Annotated in this window: 17 protein-coding genes and 1 tRNA gene; 8 read left to right on the forward strand and 10 right to left on the reverse strand. The window is 37.3% G+C overall.

Features of this window, described 5'->3' with window-relative positions; translation table 11 throughout:
- Positions 1 to 243: 243 nt before the first annotated feature.
- The 3 genes from ABH902_RS10570 to ABH902_RS10580 form a co-directional block, all read right to left on the reverse strand.
- Complete coding sequence (locus ABH902_RS10570; RefSeq protein ID WP_404590686.1) at positions 244 to 756, reverse strand: GNAT family N-acetyltransferase; 513 nt, start codon at positions 754 to 756, stop codon at positions 244 to 246.
- A gap of 75 nt (positions 757 to 831) precedes the next feature.
- A complete protein-coding gene (locus ABH902_RS10575) occupies positions 832 to 1,191 on the reverse strand; it encodes a hypothetical protein (RefSeq protein WP_404590687.1) in 360 nt (119 codons plus the stop codon).
- 71 nt (positions 1,192 to 1,262) lie between these two features.
- On the reverse strand, positions 1,263 to 1,631 hold the full coding sequence (locus ABH902_RS10580; RefSeq protein WP_404590688.1) for a CvfD/Ygs/GSP13 family RNA-binding post-transcriptional regulator: 369 nt from the start codon (positions 1,629 to 1,631) through the stop codon (positions 1,263 to 1,265).
- A 193-nt stretch (positions 1,632 to 1,824) separates the two neighbouring features.
- Between ABH902_RS10580 and ABH902_RS10585 the strand changes: the two genes are divergently transcribed.
- A complete protein-coding gene (locus ABH902_RS10585) occupies positions 1,825 to 2,991 on the forward strand; it encodes a MalY/PatB family protein (protein WP_404590689.1) in 1,167 nt (388 codons plus the stop codon).
- Positions 2,992 to 3,048: 57 nt separating this feature from the next.
- Here ABH902_RS10585 and ABH902_RS10590 read toward each other — a convergent pair whose 3' ends face one another.
- On the reverse strand, positions 3,049 to 3,636 hold the full coding sequence (locus tag ABH902_RS10590; protein ID WP_404590690.1) for a peptidylprolyl isomerase: 588 nt from the start codon (positions 3,634 to 3,636) through the stop codon (positions 3,049 to 3,051).
- A 223-nt stretch (positions 3,637 to 3,859) separates the two neighbouring features.
- On the opposite strand from ABH902_RS10590, the gene ABH902_RS10595 reads away from it, so the two are divergent.
- Positions 3,860 to 4,873 (forward strand): NAD(P)/FAD-dependent oxidoreductase, encoded by a 1,014-nt coding sequence (locus tag ABH902_RS10595; RefSeq protein WP_404590691.1) that lies wholly within the window; start codon positions 3,860 to 3,862, stop codon positions 4,871 to 4,873.
- Between the two features lie 53 nt (positions 4,874 to 4,926).
- On the opposite strand, the gene ABH902_RS10600 is transcribed toward ABH902_RS10595, so the two are convergent.
- Positions 4,927 to 5,169, reverse strand: a complete 243-nt coding sequence (locus ABH902_RS10600; RefSeq protein ID WP_404590692.1) for a DUF1450 domain-containing protein — start codon at positions 5,167 to 5,169, stop codon at positions 4,927 to 4,929.
- 86 nt (positions 5,170 to 5,255) lie between these two features.
- On the opposite strand from ABH902_RS10600, the gene ABH902_RS10605 reads away from it, so the two are divergent.
- On the forward strand, positions 5,256 to 5,762 hold the full coding sequence (locus ABH902_RS10605) for a phosphatidylglycerophosphatase A (RefSeq protein WP_404590693.1): 507 nt from the start codon (positions 5,256 to 5,258) through the stop codon (positions 5,760 to 5,762).
- 798 nt (positions 5,763 to 6,560) lie between these two features.
- Here the strand turns inward: ABH902_RS10605 and ABH902_RS10610 are convergent.
- The 5 genes from ABH902_RS10610 to ABH902_RS10630 form a co-directional block, all read right to left on the reverse strand.
- A complete protein-coding gene (locus ABH902_RS10610; RefSeq protein WP_404590694.1) occupies positions 6,561 to 7,418 on the reverse strand; it encodes a hypothetical protein in 858 nt (285 codons plus the stop codon).
- Between the two features lie 191 nt (positions 7,419 to 7,609).
- Positions 7,610 to 7,682 (reverse strand) — tRNA-Lys (locus tag ABH902_RS10615).
- Between the two features lie 132 nt (positions 7,683 to 7,814).
- Positions 7,815 to 7,943 carry a FeoB-associated Cys-rich membrane protein gene (locus tag ABH902_RS10620; protein ID WP_154775226.1) on the reverse strand — a complete coding sequence of 43 codons (129 nt, stop codon included), beginning with the start codon at positions 7,941 to 7,943 and terminating at the stop codon, positions 7,815 to 7,817.
- A gap of 4 nt (positions 7,944 to 7,947) precedes the next feature.
- Entirely contained in the window at positions 7,948 to 10,104 is a 2,157-nt protein-coding gene (feoB, locus tag ABH902_RS10625) for a ferrous iron transport protein B (protein ID WP_404590695.1), read from the reverse strand.
- 4 nt (positions 10,105 to 10,108) lie between these two features.
- On the reverse strand, positions 10,109 to 10,576 hold the full coding sequence (locus ABH902_RS10630; RefSeq protein ID WP_404590696.1) for a ferrous iron transport protein A: 468 nt from the start codon (positions 10,574 to 10,576) through the stop codon (positions 10,109 to 10,111).
- A 1,153-nt stretch (positions 10,577 to 11,729) separates the two neighbouring features.
- Here ABH902_RS10630 and nrdH point away from each other — a divergent pair.
- The 5 genes from nrdH (at position 11,730) to ABH902_RS10655 (ending at position 16,426) form a co-directional block, all read left to right on the forward strand.
- A complete protein-coding gene (gene nrdH / locus ABH902_RS10635; RefSeq protein ID WP_154775223.1) occupies positions 11,730 to 11,951 on the forward strand; it encodes a glutaredoxin-like protein NrdH in 222 nt (73 codons plus the stop codon).
- Between the two features lie 3 nt (positions 11,952 to 11,954).
- Positions 11,955 to 12,332, forward strand: a complete 378-nt coding sequence (gene nrdI / locus ABH902_RS10640; protein WP_404590697.1) for a class Ib ribonucleoside-diphosphate reductase assembly flavoprotein NrdI — start codon at positions 11,955 to 11,957, stop codon at positions 12,330 to 12,332.
- Positions 12,313 to 14,472: a class 1b ribonucleoside-diphosphate reductase subunit alpha gene (gene nrdE / locus ABH902_RS10645; RefSeq protein WP_404590698.1), complete on the forward strand. Its 2,160-nt coding sequence runs from the start codon at positions 12,313 to 12,315 to the stop codon at positions 14,470 to 14,472. The genes nrdI and nrdE overlap by 20 nt, the downstream gene beginning before the upstream one ends.
- 69 nt (positions 14,473 to 14,541) lie before the next feature.
- A complete protein-coding gene (gene nrdF, locus ABH902_RS10650; RefSeq protein ID WP_404590699.1) occupies positions 14,542 to 15,504 on the forward strand; it encodes a class 1b ribonucleoside-diphosphate reductase subunit beta in 963 nt (320 codons plus the stop codon).
- Positions 15,505 to 15,610: 106 nt separating this feature from the next.
- Entirely contained in the window at positions 15,611 to 16,426 is an 816-nt protein-coding gene (locus tag ABH902_RS10655; protein WP_404590700.1) for a DUF92 domain-containing protein, read from the forward strand.
- Positions 16,427 to 16,520: the final 94 nt, after the last annotated feature.

The raw sequence follows: 16,520 nt of genomic DNA on the forward strand, positions 1-16,520 counted from the left end.
TTCCTGGTTTTTCAAGTTTTTTTCAAACCTGAAGTGTTATTCTATTGTTGTCATCTGGCGTTGGTTACCCTCGCCTTGCGACATGTAATAATATAACAACTTTTTTCTGATTGGTCAACTACTTTTTTCAAAAAACTTAAAAAGATTTTCCCAGCTTTTTTACTCATATTTCAACTTTCGTATTTCTTCCAATTAATTTCTAAATATATCCATGCTGTTTCCTTAAAAACAAAGATTTACGATCTATTTTTTGTAAGAGTAAGTGAATAGTTCGAATTTAGTTTCTTGGGGATCATTAGTACTTTTAACGTGCTCAAATTCATTTCTTTTATAAAAAGCAATCAGTTTACGATTACTACTCAGACAATCCAAGCGTAAAGCTGTTACTTTTCCTTTAAATTCAGCTTTTAATGCATCTAAAAGTTGTTTTCCGTATTCTAATCCTCTAAAAGGAGGTCTGATAATTACTCTATGTATATAACGTACATTCTCCTGTACCTCCACATTTTTCCATAGATTTTGGTCCCAGGCAGAGGCTTTTGACCACGCTGCAGCCATTCCTACTATTTGTTCATTTTCATCATAATAGAAATAGACATCGCCATTTATTACAGCTTGAGTTATACCGTGTTTATCTTCACCGTTAAGGACATCTGACCATTGAGTGCTGCCTTGATCACGCAGCCATGCTGCTGTTTCTTTTAATAAATCCATTGCAATTGGTGCTTGCTCTGTTGTCGCTTGTTTTAAAATCATTATCATTCCTCCAAACTATATAGAAAAAAGCAAGATACGAGATCCTGCTTCTTGTTTACAAACTTTATTGTACGGTTAAAACATTGGCACTCCTTCAATTTCGTAAGAAGCTAAAAGATTTTTTAATTCTGATGGTTTCTCCCATACATAGTCTTCATTGATGGCAACCATATCTTGTTCACTCATTTCAAATACAAACAACGGCATATTCTCAGCTGCCGAATGCGCATTTGTTAATTCGACCAAACTAATTGAAGTAACATCTAATTGAATTTCTTCTTTGAAAATTTGCAGAATACTTGCTAACCCTGTCATATCTTCAGAAACTTTTGCAGTAACAAACCCCATTAAACCACCAACTGGATGAACAAGAAACTTTTTTGACCCGTCATTTAGGTTCAACATAATAGTACCAGCGACTTTTTTGTTAGACAAAACTTCCACCTCAATTAATTTTTTTCATAAACTTAGGAAAATTGTATCATATTTTCTGAAAAAAAACAGATTTATTTCGCAAGTAATTTATTCATTGCTTCTTCTCTCCAACCGGGAAGTTCTTTTTTCAACGTTGCAAAGCCAATCTTCTTATTTTTATTCGTAAAATATTTTTTTCTTCTATAATTGGGCTGCTGTACTTGTTTAGCCAAAGTTCGTAATGACAAGCTGATTTTTTTTGAATACTCATCGATATCAATCACTTGAACTTGAACCTTTTGCCCAACGGTTAATAAGCTATGTATGTTTTTAGTGTACCCTGCTTGAACTTCTGATACGTGAATTAGCCCTTGAACATTAGTATCTAAAGAAACAAAAGCTCCATAAGGCTGCAAACCTGTAATCGTCCCATCAAGTATCATTCCAATTTTGTATTCCATTATTTTGTCCTCTCTATAGTCACTTTATTGCTCTCAGTTATGATGATATCACTTTCCGCGTAAATATGCATAGATTTATTTCTACTATAAAAAATATCTTGCTTTTGGTTCATCTTTCATTGAATCTTTTATATGTTATAGTTAGAATAAAGTTAAGTAAGACCATACTACGTATATAGAAAGGAAATAGCAGATGACAGAATTTGATAAAGTATACAATCGCCGCAATACTAATTGTTCCAAATGGGATTCGATCAAAGAAACATACGGGGAAGATGATTTACTTCCTTTATGGGTTGCTGATATGGATTTTAAAGCCAACCAGCCAGTACTGGACGCATTGAAAAAGACCATTGATCAAGGAATTCTCGGTTATTCGCCTGCTCCCGCCTCTTTATATGAAGCAATTCAAGAGTGGCAAAAACGTCATCACGATTATATTGTTAATAAAGAAGCTATTTTATTTAACAGCGGTGTCGTTCCCAGTTTAGCGATCGCTGTTCAAGCGTTCACGGAACCAGGCGATGCAGTGTTAATTCATGATCCTGTTTATTTTCCATTTGCAAAAGTCGTGGAGGAAAATAAGCGCAAACTTGTCCGTAGTGTTTTATCTATTGAACAAGAGCATTTCGTTATGAATCTTGAAGAAATGGAAAAACAAATCATCAGTGAAAATGTTCGATTGTTCATTTTGTGTAATCCGCATAATCCCGGCGGACGTGTCTGGACAAAAAGTGAACTCGAAGCTGTTGGAAAATTATGTGCAAAATATGATGTTCTTGTCATTAGCGATGAAATTCATCAGGATCTAATCTTTCCGCCACACACGTTTACCACATTTGCTAATGTCCATCCAAGCTTTAGTGATTTTTCAATTACTTTAACCGCTGCTACAAAAACCTTTAATTTAGCTGGTATTAAAAACTCAATGATTTTTATTGAAAACCCAGATTTACGGAAGAAATTTGTCGCAATTCAAGAACAAAACTTCCAAAATGAAATTAATGTGTTTGGCTATGTAGGAACGGAAGCGGCTTATCGGTATGGTGATAGCTGGCTGAACGAGCTTTTAGATTATTTAAAAGAAAATATTGATTTCGTTTCCGACTATCTTCAAAAAGAATTACCCCAGATTAAAATGATGCGTCCAGAAGGCACTTATTTGATTTGGTTGGATTTTTCAGCTTACGGACTGACTGACGCAAAATTACAGGAGCAGCTGGTTCACAAAGGAAAAGTTGTCTTAAATGCCGGCATTACCTTTGGTCCTCATGGAACTCAACATATGCGTTTAAATGTTGCTTGTCCAAAATCAACATTAATCGAAGGCTTAAAAAGAATCAAAGCGGCTTTTGAATAAGCTCTTATACTAAAAAAATAGAAACAAAAGCTGAAATCAGCTCTTGTTTCTATTTTTTTATTCACTTATTTCTACTGCATCAATGACAACATCAAAGGTCGGACGATCTTGAGAGTCTCTTTGAACGCCACCGATTTCATCAACGACATCCATGCCTTCCACAACATGACCAAACACAGTATGACGGAAGTCCAACCATGGTGTACCGCCTGCTTTGTAAGCTTCAATGACTTCAGCAGGAAAGCCTGCTCCTTCCAGTTGACCCATCATATTTTCCGGAACGTTTTTGTTGCTTACGATAAAGAACTGACTGCCGTTTGTATTCGGACCAGCATTGGCCATAGACAACGCACCACGTAAATTGAATACATCTCTAGAAAACTCATCTTCAAATTTTTCACCGTAGATGCTTTCGCCACCCATTCCAGTTCCGGTTGGATCGCCGCCTTGAATCATAAAATCAGGAATTACACGGTGGAAAATCACTCCGTTATAATAGCCTTTTTTAGCTAATTGAACAAAATTTCCAACTGTTTTCGGTGCTTGTTCCGGAAACAGCTGCACAGTAATATCGCCTCGATTGGTTTTAATGACCGCTTTTGGGCCTTTGGCATTGGCCAAATCTAATTGTGGAAATTGTGACATGATTTTTCCTCCTACAATACTTTTATTTATCTCTCTTATCATACCCAACTTTATCTTTAATTTCCATTATCTTTGTTAAACTTTTAAGAGAACCTTTTTTTCCACAACGATCACTTGCTTTTTTTTGTTACAAGTGCTATTTTTTGATAAAAATGATTTACTACTTTTTTGGATTTTATCTTCATGATAACTTCTTTTTACTATAGAAACTGGAGGAATTTTAATGTCTGACGCAAAAGATATTTATGATTTAACAATTGTCGGCGCAGGGCCTGTTGGGCTTTTCGCTGCTTTTTATGCAGGTATTCGTAAAGCAAAAACAAAAATCATTGACAGTTTGCCCCAGCTTGGCGGTCAATTAGCTACGCTTTATCCTGAAAAATATATTTATGATGTGCCTGGTTTTCCGGCAATCAAAGCCAGCGATCTTGTGGAAAATTTAGAAAAACAAATCGCTCCTTTTGATCACGACACTTGCTTAGAAGAAGAAGTGCAAAACTTAGTGCAGGAAGATGGCTATTTTCGACTTGAAACCTCAAAAGGAGTGCATTTTTCTAAAGCAGTTATTTTTGCTATTGGAAATGGTTCTTTTCAGCCGCGGCGACTAACTATCGATGGTGCTGAGGAACTTGAAGGCAAGCATGTCCACTATTATGTGACAGATATGAATAAATTTTCCGGTAAAAAGGTGGCGATAGCCGGGGGCGGTGATTCCGCGATTGACTGGGCTTTAATGCTTGAGCCAATTGCCGAAAAAGTGTCAATTATCCATCGTCGACCTGAATTTCGCGGTCATGAGCATAGTGTGGATAATTTGAAAAAATCAGCTGTTTCCATTTATACACCTTACGTTATCGATCAGCTGTTAGTAGAAGATCAGTCCTTCAAAGGTATTCAATTAAAGGAAACTAAAGCAGAAAATGTTAAGCATTTGGATTTAGATTCTTTGATTATCAATTATGGCTTTACTTCCTCTTTAGGTCACTTAAAAAATTGGGGCTTAGAGGTCAGTCGTAATGCCATTGAAGTCAATTCTGATATGTCCACAAATATTCCCGGTATTTATGCGATTGGCGATATTTGTAATTATGATGGTAAGGTAAAATTAATTGCCACTGGCTTTGGTGAAGCACCAACTGCCGTGAATAATGCGCTACATTTTATCAAACCGGATACGAGAACACAGCCAATGCACAGCACAAGTCTATTCGAAGGAAAAGAAGCTAAGGCACTTTAAACACAAATAAAATCCGTCTGACAAAACTAAAGTAAATGTTGTCAGACGGATTTTTAATTCATTTCTTCTTGCCAGAGAAGAATGGCTTTTTTGATATTCTCTACAAGCGCTTCCGGTGTTTCACCAACGATGCGTTCCCCTTCAAAAAGAACGAAAAAGGTTTGAGCACAAAGTACACATTCGTTCATACATGAATACGTCACAACATCAGTGTTTTCTTCAATAAAAGCATCTTCTAACAACAAGTCGCCGCCTTTAGCCAAGTTTTGCTCGCAGCATTCAATTAACGGATTCATTGATCTTCTCCTTGCTTTTCACTCTTCAATTAGTATACCATTGAAGTATTATAAGTTTAAAAATGATGCACTGGAGGGAAATCGGAATGGTAATTAAAGGAGAAACCTTAGAACAAAAAGCTCGACAGCTGTTAAAAGAACGTGGCGTGGAAGTTGAAGATTTAGCTGAATTAGTGATGTTTTTACAAAAGTCTTATATTGATGACTTAGATTTGGCCGCTTGTCTGGAAAACGTCAATAGTGTTTTATCAAAACGAGAAGTCCAAAATGCAATTATTACTGGTATCCAGTTAGATATTCTAGCTGAAAAGAAACAATTGCTACAGCCGTTACAGGAAATTCTGGAAGTGGATGAGGGACTTTATGGTATTGATGAAATCTTAGCTTTATCTATCGTAAATGTTTATGGTTCTATCGGATTTACCAACTATGGTTATATTGATAAGGTAAAGCCTGGCATCTTAGCAAAACTGAATTCTCACGAAGGGCCTCAAGTTCATACTTTTCTAGATGATATTGTAGGCGCCATCGCGGCTGCGGCTGCGAGTCGTCTCGCTCATTCGCAACCCGATAAAAGCGATATTACAAAATAAAAATAAAATATGAATGAAATTACTATTAAGCTATACTTTCTACTGTAAAATCAATAAATTTCGTTCTTTTTATCATTTTTCCATGTTTTTGTTTGCTTCATTAGTAATTCTTCTATTATAATAAGTTTAAAGTATATTACATTTTTATACTTATTAGTTAAAGTTGCCACTATAGGTACATCACAAGAGTTCATTCTGATACAATGAGCACATCCATTCAGTTGATGATTTTCTTCCCCAATAGATAAATCAACTACCTATAGTGGTCAGCTTTATACTAGTACCCCTTTTGTCAACAGCTTTCTTCGCTTGACCAGTCAGGATACACTAATGAAAAGATAGAAGTAAAAAATAAAAAACGATATCAGAATTCCTTCCAATACCGTTGTATCGTTCAACATTAATCTTTGGCATGAGTAAGCTTACCCATCTTTTTAGGGGTAGATATTTTCCTAAAAATTGAGTACAATGAATCATGTCAGTGCTTTTACATTGACGAGGGCAACTTGATTGGTCAGTGTCTGCTGACTTCTCAGGGCTTCATAATTTGGTGGCCGCCAAATTGTGAAGTGCCTTTTTTTATTTTATTTTTTGACTTCTATCATGTACTCATTGTACAAGATTAATGAATGTTTAGTCAATGCTGATTACTTTTTATTTTTTCACAAAAGATATCCTCTTTTTTTACTTTCTTACTCTTCAAACTACTGCAGTATCACTCTTCTATTTATTTAATACCTCAATACATGAATATTATTTTAATATTTTAACTATATGTTTTAAGAAATTCCCATATAACTAATTAGTAGAAACAGCCATTTTTAACGCTTGAATGCTGTCAAAGTGCTGAATAGTATAAACATTATTGCCCTTTTGCCAGACGACTGAATTGTTTTGGTATTGATTATCCGTATTTGTCGTCAGCGTAATTTGGCCAACATTTTGCGGAGCAGGGAGCATCGCTTTTTCTAAATACGCTACTGCCTCTTTAGCCAATGGTTCTGCTTTTTCACCTTCAATATTAGATGCACGAACAACTAAGCTCCAATTACCTTCCTGCCACGATAAATAACTGGAACCAGCCGCACCTTGCTGATAGCCTGTAATACCATAGCCTAAATCGACTTTCATCCCGTTGTTATCGATAATCTGATTCACTGCTGCCGCAGCTTCTTCAGCTGAACCATACGTTTTCTTTTCAAATGAAGCAATTGGATTTAATTCATTCAAAGCAGTGTCATTCACACCAATTGGTTGGGGCTGAGCATAATAAAGGACTCTAAAATTATTGTGGTCACTTGCCGGTGTGGTTGCAGCACTTAAATAGTCAGCTGTTTGGCTTGTTAATATTGCTTGTGGTAAAGCATCATTTGGAAAAGCCGTTTTTAATTGGTTTAACACTTGCTCAGCCTGTTTTTGCGGTTCATTTGTTTTGGTCGTACTGGCTTTGGTTTGACTAGTAGTATTTTCTGACGAAGCAGCTTTATTCGAAGTTGCTTTCGTTGTGGTTTTCGTTGTACTTTCTTTGGTTGACGTTGTTTTTGACGTTTGTGTGCTCTTTTCTGTACTTGTACTTGATTCAGAAGTTGTTTTCCCGCCGCATGCAGCTAACGTTAAACCCGCTATCACTATAAATGGATACACTAATTTTTTCATTCTATCTCCCCCGTTACTTTCTTTCCCTTAGTGTATCATCAAATAACAGAATACTCACTTAATATGATTAATTTTTAGGTTGCTCATAAACGAAATTTTTACTATTTGCACAAAAAAAGAGAATGCGCATTCCATCTTCGAAACGTCCGAAGACGCCGACAGAATACCATTCTCGTGGGTTTGGCACCCAATGGGCCGTGAGGGGCTCGAACCCGCGACCCGCTGATTAAGAGTCAGCTGCTCTACCAACTGAGCTAACGGCCCAAAAATTTAGTACTTAAATATTGTATCACTAGAAAGCTGTTTGTTCAAGAGGCAACTTTCTGAAAAAATGAAAAAATTAAAGCTGAAGAATGATTCATTCCACTCCTCAGCTTTAAATAATCTCACTTTTCTTTATTCATGTTGTTTTTTTGCTGGACATGATGTATGACAATCGTCACAGCTTTCGCCCTTTTTAACCCGGGAATAGATAACATAACCGGCACTGCCAAAGATAAGTGCAGCTAAAATGTAGGTTGCCATAAACTTACCCTCTTTCTAAGGTTGTCATTGTAATCACTGGATTTAGTACCTTTTCTTTTGGTTTTCTTACTAAGAAATAAATCATCGCTAATAAAAGTAAAGCCGCAATCACGGTAAGTACACCAATATGGCCATTCTCAAAGATGACATGTCCAAATTGATAAATAATAAAGCTTACGGCATAAGCCAATGCGCATTGATAGCCAATGGCTCTTGCTGTCCATTGCCAGTCGCCCATTTCTCTGCGAATAGCACCAATAGCTGCAAAACACGGTGCACATAGTAAGTTAAAGACTAAGAATGAATAAGCGGCAACTGGTGTAAAGGCGCCCTGCAAAGCAGACCAGACTTCCACACCATTTTCTGAAACCTCGCTCAAATGACCAAATAAAATACCAAATGTTCCTATCACATTTTCTTTAGCAACCAGACCTGTAATCGTTGCTACAGCGCCTTTCCATGTGCCCCAGCCAAGCGGAGCGAAAATAGGAGCAATCACTTTACCTAAATTAGCTAAGATACTTTGATCTTCCGATACGGCTTGTAGCGTAAAGGAATAGGTTGATGTAAACCAAATAATAATACTCATGACAAAAATAATCGTTCCCGCTTTTTTTACAAAGGATTTACTGCGGTCATAAGCATGGCGCAGGACACCGCGTAGCTGTGGCATATGATACGCCGGCAATTCCATAATAAATGGTGCAGGATCTCCAGAAAAGATATTGGTTTTCTTTAACGCAATTCCTGATAAGATAATGGCTGCAATTCCAACAAAATACGCAGACGGTGACACCCAGCTGCTCTTAGGGAAAAAAGCGCCGGCAATTAAAGCAATAATCGGCAGCTTAGCGGAACAAGGCATAAACGTAGTAACCATGATGGTCATGCGTCGATCCTTTTCGTTCTCGATCGTTCTGCTGGCCATTACTCCAGGTACGCCACAGCCAGTAGCGATTAGCATGGGAATAAACGATTTTCCGGATAAGCCAAATTTTCTAAACAACCGATCCATAACAAAAGCGATACGTGCCATATAACCACAATCTTCCAAAAAGCCTAAACATAGGAATAAAACCGCTAATTGTGGTAAAAAGCCTAGTACAGCACCGACACCGGCAATAATTCCATCTAAAATCAGGCTTTGCATCCACGCTGCCACATGCCAGCTCTCCATCAAATTAGTGACCGTAGTTGGAATAATGTTGCCAAATAATTCGTCATTAATCCAATCGGTTCCCATTGTTCCCACCGTTTGAATGGATAAATAATAAACAAACCACATAATAAGAGCAAAAATCGGTAAAGCCAACCAACGATTTGTCACAATTCGATCAATTTTATCACTTCTACTAAATGTTACTGCTTCTTTTTCAATCGCACATAAAGCTGTTAATCTGGTAATAAACTCATAGCGCTCATTAATCACAATCGCTTCACTTGTATCACCAAATATTTGTTCTGTAATCTGAATAATTTCTTCTATCTCTTCTTTTTGTAGGCTGCTTAATTCTAACTCTAAGCTGACTTTGCTGTCTCTTTCAAAAAGTTTAATACTATACCAGCGCGCTTGCTTTTCCAAAACGCTGTTTCCCAGTACGTCTGCAATTTCAGTTAAAGCTGCTTCTAAGCGATTGTCATAGGTTGGATAATTGAATTCAGGAGGATAAACAGCTGTTTCCTTTTTCGCTTGTTTGATCAAGTCGTCCAAGCCGCGTTTTTTCAAGGCACTAATTCCTAATACCTTAATGCCTAAGCCATAGGAAAGCTTGTCGATATTGATTTTTTTGCCGGTCTTATCTAAAATATCCATCATGTTTAAACCAACGACAACTGGGATTCCTGTTTCCATCAATTGTGTCGTCAAATAAAGATTTCTTTCCAAATTCGTTGCGTCAACGATATTGACGATCACATCCGGACTACCACTAAGCAAATAGTCACGAGCAACGACTTCTTCCGGTGTATAAGGAGAAAGAGAATAAATTCCCGGCAAATCCTGAATAGTTATGTGTTTATCCCTTTTCAGTTTGCCTTCTTTTCGTTCAACAGTAACTCCGGGCCAATTTCCTACATATTGATTGGCGCCAGTGAGTGCATTAAATGCAGTGGTTTTCCCACTATTGGGATTTCCTGTCAGAGCGATATGCATTTCTTCCATGTATTTATCCTTCTTTCTGTACTAAAACCAGCTCAGCCTCATTTTTCCGAAGTGTCAACTCATACCCGCGCAAATTAATTTCAATAGGATCACCTAACGGAGCCATTTTCCGTACCAGTAAATCAACGCCCTTTGTCAGCCCCATGTCCATCAAGCGACGCTTCACAGCACCCTGCCCGTGAATCCCAACTACTTTAGCTTGTTCGCCTACAGACAACTGATCCAATGAAACCCAATTGGCTTCTTCAACATTTTTTTCTACTATTATAATTTGTTTTAAAACAGACAGGTTAATCGCGATTCGACTATTGTGGAGCAAAACAATTCCGTTTTCTCCGGAATGATTCACTAAAACCACTTTCCCCTCAGGCACTAAACCCAAATTGTTCAAATGCTTCTTAGCAAAACCTTCAGCCTGTATTTCTTCGATCGTATAAACCTTGTTCAATTTTGCTTGGGCCAATGTCAACATAGAAATACCTCCTTATTTAAAAGCGGAACAGGCTTGCCCAGCTCTGACAGAAAAATAGGAAATTGAGGATGAGGCGCTCTTCGCCTCATTCACAATTTATCTTTTTTCCGAAGAGCTAGCCTGTGCAGCTGGATAACGTAAAAGCGGAACAGGCTCATCCAGCTCTGACAGAAAAATAGGAAATTGAGGATGAGGCGCTCTTCGCCTCGTTCACAATTTATCTTTTTTCCGAAGAGCTAGCCTGTGCAGCTGGATAACAATGATAATGATCAACACTTTCTTACGAAAGTCTTGTACTGTTCATCATCAGTTCATTGCTTCCACTGTGATTCTCAGCAAAAGCGGAGCAAATCGCTCAATCTTGTAGAAAATTAGGAAATTGGCATTGAAACGCTTTATGTTTCACTGACAATTTATCTTTTTTCCTAAAGATTGATTTGCGCAGCTAGATAACTTAAAAGCGAAATGAGCTCGTCCGACTCTTCTGAAAAAATGATCAACACTTTCTTTGCAAAGGATCAACACTTTCTGCGAAAGTCTTGTACTGTTCATCATCAGTTCAATTCTTTTCACTGTGATTCTCAGCAAGTCTTGTACTGTTCATCATCAGTTCAATTCTTTTCACTGTGTTTCTCAGCAAGTCTTATACCGTTCGTCAACAGCTCATTTCTTTTCACTGTGTTTCTCAGCAGATCCATTCTTTGTTATCTTATTTATAAAAAATATATTCTCAAATTAACTATTAATTGTGAAAAAGTTTCATTATAGACACTGTTGAAATTGATAATCGTTCTCATTAAGTATAACTCTTTGTGAGGGCTAAATCAATATAGTTTCTAGCTATTGGTAAGAAAATAATTAAGCGCTAACAAGGTCGATTTACGTTTAGTGTCTCTCCTTCAAAACAGCCACTATATCTTGTGGTTTTGCTTTTCTAAAATTTACTTCAAAATTTAATAAAAAAATTTTCCAGACGTAAATATCCCCAAAATAGCCGTAAAAATCAAGAGATTACGTGCTTTCATATTTCTTTCAAAAACACTAAACTTGGTATTTAAGTAAAAACAGACCACAATATGTAGTGCCTAAGTGTTGACTTTTTCCCAGAGAGATTTATACTAGTGAATGTAAACTAATTGAGGAGGAATAAAAAATGAACGTAAAAATCTTTTCTAAAAATAATTGTATCCAATGTAAAATGGCAAAACGTTTTTTAAGTGAAAATAATATAGCATTTGAAGAAGTTAATATCGACAATCAGCCGGATGCAATCGACTGGTTAAAAGAACAAGGATTCCAAAGTGTTCCGGTAATTACTTCCGATGCGGCAACTGTTGTAGGCTTCCGTCCCGACCAGTTGAAACAATTGGCTTAATCAATGAAACTTGTTTTTTTTTCAGTCACCGGACAAACCAGACGCTTTATTAAAAAATTGGATTTGCCAGCTTACGAAATTGAGCCTGCGAATCCTTTTTTTGAGATAAATGAGCCTTTTATCCTAATCGTTCCTACTTACGACCAAGAAATCACCGAAGTAGTGAATGATTTTCTTGATTATAAGAGTAATCAAACCTATCTGCTGGGTGTAGCAGGCAGCGGCAATCGTAATTTTGCTGAATTATTTATATACACAGCCAAAGACATAGCACGTGATTATCAGGTACCGCTGCTTTTCGCTTTTGAATTTAGCGGAACCTCTGATGACGTGGAATCCTTTAAGAAAGTAGTGAGTGAACTTGAGCCTAAAAGAAATTAAAGATGTCAGTTACTTTAAACTGAATAATGAAATCAATCGTCCTGTCAACGGACAAATTCCTTTGAACAAGGATAAAGAAGCGTTAGCTGCCTTTTTCAATGAAAATGTACTCCCAAATACAAGAACCTTTAATACCATAGAAGAAAAAATCAATTATCTAATCTCTAATGATTATATTGAAGCTGCATTTATTGAAAAATACTCTATGGCTTTTATTGAAAAATTATACGCTTTTCTTGCAGAACAAAATTTCCAGTTTAAATCATTTATGGCAGCTTACAAGTTTTATTCACAATATGCTCTAAAAAACAATGAAGGAACCGAATACTTAGAAAGCTATGAAGATCGAGTGGCTTTCAATGCTTTGTATTTTGCGGACGGCAATGAAGAACTCGCACTGATTTTGGCAGATGAAATGATTCATCAACGCTATCAGCCGGCGACTCCTTCCTTTTTAAATGCGGGACGCAAACGCCGCGGCGAGCTTGTCTCTTGTTTCTTAATTCAGGTAACGGATGATATGAACAGCATTGGACGTTCAATCAACTCTGCCCTGCAATTATCCAGAATTGGCGGTGGTGTAGGAATTACTTTAGCAAATCTACGTGAAGCCGGTGCACCGATTAAAGGCTACGAAGGAGCTGCCAGCGGTGTCGTTCCAGTCATGAAATTATTCGAAGATAGCTTTAGCTACTCCAATCAATTGGGCCAACGGCAAGGTGCTGGTGTGGTTTACTTGAATGTTTTCCATCCGGATATTGAAATGTTCCTTTCTGCGAAAAAAGAAAATGCCGATGAAAAAATTCGAGTGAAAACATTATCTCTAGGTGTTGTCGTACCGGATAAATTTTATGAGCTTGCACGTAAGAATGAAGATATGTACTTATTTAGTCCTTATAGTGTTGAACGTGAATATGGTGTTCCGTTTTCTTATGTAGACATCACAAAAGAATATGATAATCTGGTCGCTAATCCAAAAATTCGCAAACGTAAAATTAAAGCACGTGATTTGGAAAATGAAATTTCAAAATTACAACAAGAATCTGGTTATCCGTATATCATCAACATTGACACGGCCAACCGCAGCAATCCAGTATATGGAAAAATTATCATGAGTAACCTATGTTCTGAAATTTTACAAGTTCAAACGCCATCTGTCTTAAACGGCAAACAAGAATATGAACAGCTTGGTGTTGATATCAGCTGTAACTTAGGCTCAACCAATATCGTCAACTTAATGGACAGCCCTGATTTCGGCAAATCCGTTCGCGCCATGACACGCGCCTTAACTTTTGTAACAGATGCTTCAGATATTGATGTTGTGCCATCTATCCAAAATGGTAATCGACTAAGCCATACGATTGGTTTAGGGGCGATGGGCTTACACACCTTCTTCGCTAAAAATCATATGGAGTATGGCTCTCAAGATTCACTGGACTTTACGAATGTTTACTTTATGCTTTTAAACTACTGGACATTGGTAGAAAGTAATAATATTGCCAAAGAAGAACAAAAATCCTTCCACAATTTTGAAAAATCTGATTATGCAAATGGTTCTTATTTCGATAAATACATTGAAGGAGATTTCACTCCGCAATCAGAGAAAGTCAAAGAAATTTTCAAGGATATCTTTATTCCTACTGCACAGGATTGGGCTGAATTAAGAGAAGCGGTGAAAAAAGATGGTTTGTATCATCAAAATCGTTTAGCTGTAGCACCAAATGGTTCTATTTCTTATATTAATGATACAAGTGCCAGCATTCATCCAATTACACGCATGATCGAAGAACGCCAAGAGAAAAAAATCGGTAAAATTTATTATCCTGCTCCTTATTTGGCTAATGATACCATTCCTTATTATACATCTGCTTATGATATGGATATGCGTAAGGTGATTGATGTCTATGCAACAGCACAGCAGCACGTAGACCAAGGGATGAGCTTAACACTGTTTATGCGATCTGAAATTCCAGAAGGCCTCTATGAATGGAAAACTACCTCTAAGCAAACAACGCGTGATTTGAATATTTTACGTCACTATGCTTTCCATAAAGGTGTAAAATCAATTTATTACGTACGTACATTTACAGATGATGCTGAAGAAATCGGCAGCAACCAATGCGAAAGTTGTGTGATCTAGTTAGCTTAGAATAGTTTATGAGTTAGTACTAGACATCCTGATATTCATTCAGTTATAGGAGGAAAATACATGGCAACATATTATGAAGCAATCAACTGGAACGCGATTGAAGACGTGATTGATAAATCAACTTGGGAAAAATTAACTGAACAATTCTGGTTAGATACACGGATTCCGTTATCCAACGACTTAGATGACTGGCGGACGCTTTCTGATTTAGAAAAGACAACGGTCGGCTATGTTTTCGGCGGCTTAACGCTACTGGATACTGTGCAGTCTGAGAGCGGAATGGATCAATTAAGAAAAGATATTCGTACACCACACGAAGAAGCTGTATTAAATAATATTCAATTCATGGAATCCGTTCACGCGAAAAGCTATTCTTCCATTTTCAGTACGTTAAATACGAAAAAAGAAATTGATGATATTTTTGAATGGACGAATACAAACGTTTATCTACAAACAAAAGCTGAAAAGATCAATGAAATTTATAAAAACGGTACGGCTTTAGAAAAGAAAATCGCCAGCGTCTTTTTAGAAACTTTCTTGTTCTACTCCGGCTTTTATACACCGCTTTACTATTTAGGAAACAATAAGCTGGCTAACGTCGCTGAAATTATTAAATTAATCATTCGTGACGAATCAGTTCACGGAACCTATATCGGCTATAAATTCCAATTAGGCTTCAACGAACTGTCAGAACCTGAACAAAATGACTTAAAAGATTGGATGTACAATCTTTTATATGAATTATATGAAAATGAAGAACGCTATACAGAAGAATTATATAATGAGCTTGGCTGGACAGAAGAGGTTAAAACCTTCCTGCGTTATAATGCCAACAAAGCGTTAATGAATCTAGGTATGGATCCTTTGTTCCCTGACACAGCGAATGATGTCAATCCAATCGTTATGAACGGAATCTCTACAGGAACCAGCAACCATGATTTCTTCTCCCAAGTCGGTAATGGCTACTTACTAGGTACAGTCGAAGCGATGAACGACGATGACTATTACATCGGTATGGATTAAATCATTATCAATAAAAGGATAAAGTCAATCACTCGATTGGTTTTATCCTTTTTTATTTATTCGTGTTATACTTTTGGAAGACAATACGGTCAATAGGTGGTGACTTATGACAATTTTGCTTTACAAATTTATTCTAGGTGGCTTAGCTGGTAGTATCATCGGCTTTTTTTCTTTGGTTCATCGTATGCTGACCAAATCCGGCGCAGTTGCTGCGGGTCTTTTAGGTGCTTTGATTTGCGGATATGGTCCATGGTCAACCTGGCTAGTCTTGCTGCTATTCTTCGGCAGTTCCGGTGGTATTCATTTACTCACACGGAAGCTAAGCAATCCCTCTGCGACTTCGATTACTGAAAAAGGGCATACGCGCGATGCCTTCCAAGTAACAGCTAATAGCTTGCCGGCCTTGTTTTGTCTGATGCTGTTTTATTACACACAGCAGGAGTTATTTTTAATTGGCTATGTCAGCGGAATTGCCGGTGCAACTGCTGATACTTGGGCTTCTGAAATTGGCACATTAAGTAAACGACCGCCTCGCTCCATCTTAACATTAAAAAAAGTTCCTCCTGGAATTTCAGGTGGTATTTCTCCGTTTGGTTTGGGGGCTACTTTAGCTGGCAGCTTGTTGATAGCAGGTGTTTTCTGGCTTGTGACGGCTGCTTTTTCATATGCTTCCTATCAGATATTACTTATCCCGCTACTATGTGGTTGTATCAATTCTGTCATCGATAGTTTGTTGGGAGCCGCTTTTCAAGTCAAATACCGCTGTAAAATCTGTGGCGCACTGACTGAAAAACGAGTGCACCATCAAGAACCAGCGATTCATATTGCTGGTATTAGCTGGCTAACAAATGATTGGGTGAATTTTTTCAGCGGTGTCATAACGATAATATTCTGCTTCTTCCTTGGATTATTAATACTATAAAAGGTAAGGTCAAAAGGGGGCGTGAGACAAAAGTAAATAACACTTTTGCTTCACGCTCTAAGTACGAATAAACGGTGGCCAAAAGTCAGGTTCT

Source organism: Enterococcus sp. UD-01 (genome assembly GCF_044909655.1).
Taxonomy (GTDB): domain Bacteria; phylum Bacillota; class Bacilli; order Lactobacillales; family Enterococcaceae; genus Enterococcus_L.

What these genes read in the sequence shown, in the direction of transcription:
- ABH902_RS10655 (WP_404590700.1), top strand. Translation starts at nt 15,611, where the DNA reads ATGACAATTTTGCTTTACAAATTTATTCTAGGTGGCTTAGCTGGTAGT.
- ABH902_RS10585 (WP_404590689.1), top strand. Translation starts at nt 1,825, where the DNA reads ATGACAGAATTTGATAAAGTATACAATCGCCGCAATACTAATTGTTCC.
- nrdH (WP_154775223.1), top strand. Translation starts at nt 11,730, where the DNA reads ATGAACGTAAAAATCTTTTCTAAAAATAATTGTATCCAATGTAAAATG.
- ABH902_RS10580 (WP_404590688.1), bottom strand. Translation starts at nt 1,631, where the DNA reads ATGGAATACAAAATTGGAATGATACTTGATGGGACGATTACAGGTTTG.
- ABH902_RS10605 (WP_404590693.1), top strand. Translation starts at nt 5,256, where the DNA reads ATGGTAATTAAAGGAGAAACCTTAGAACAAAAAGCTCGACAGCTGTTA.
- ABH902_RS10600 (WP_404590692.1), bottom strand. Translation starts at nt 5,169, where the DNA reads ATGAATCCGTTAATTGAATGCTGCGAGCAAAACTTGGCTAAAGGCGGC.
- ABH902_RS10630 (WP_404590696.1), bottom strand. Translation starts at nt 10,576, where the DNA reads ATGTTGACATTGGCCCAAGCAAAATTGAACAAGGTTTATACGATCGAA.
- ABH902_RS10595 (WP_404590691.1), top strand. Translation starts at nt 3,860, where the DNA reads ATGTCTGACGCAAAAGATATTTATGATTTAACAATTGTCGGCGCAGGG.
- nrdI (WP_404590697.1), top strand. Translation starts at nt 11,955, where the DNA reads ATGAAACTTGTTTTTTTTTCAGTCACCGGACAAACCAGACGCTTTATT.
- ABH902_RS10590 (WP_404590690.1), bottom strand. Translation starts at nt 3,636, where the DNA reads ATGTCACAATTTCCACAATTAGATTTGGCCAATGCCAAAGGCCCAAAA.
- ABH902_RS10610 (WP_404590694.1), bottom strand. Translation starts at nt 7,418, where the DNA reads ATGAAAAAATTAGTGTATCCATTTATAGTGATAGCGGGTTTAACGTTA.
- feoB (WP_404590695.1), bottom strand. Translation starts at nt 10,104, where the DNA reads ATGGAAGAAATGCATATCGCTCTGACAGGAAATCCCAATAGTGGGAAA.
- ABH902_RS10570 (WP_404590686.1), bottom strand. Translation starts at nt 756, where the DNA reads ATGATTTTAAAACAAGCGACAACAGAGCAAGCACCAATTGCAATGGAT.
- ABH902_RS10620 (WP_154775226.1), bottom strand. Translation starts at nt 7,943, where the DNA reads ATGGCAACCTACATTTTAGCTGCACTTATCTTTGGCAGTGCCGGTTAT.
- nrdF (WP_404590699.1), top strand. Translation starts at nt 14,542, where the DNA reads ATGGCAACATATTATGAAGCAATCAACTGGAACGCGATTGAAGACGTG.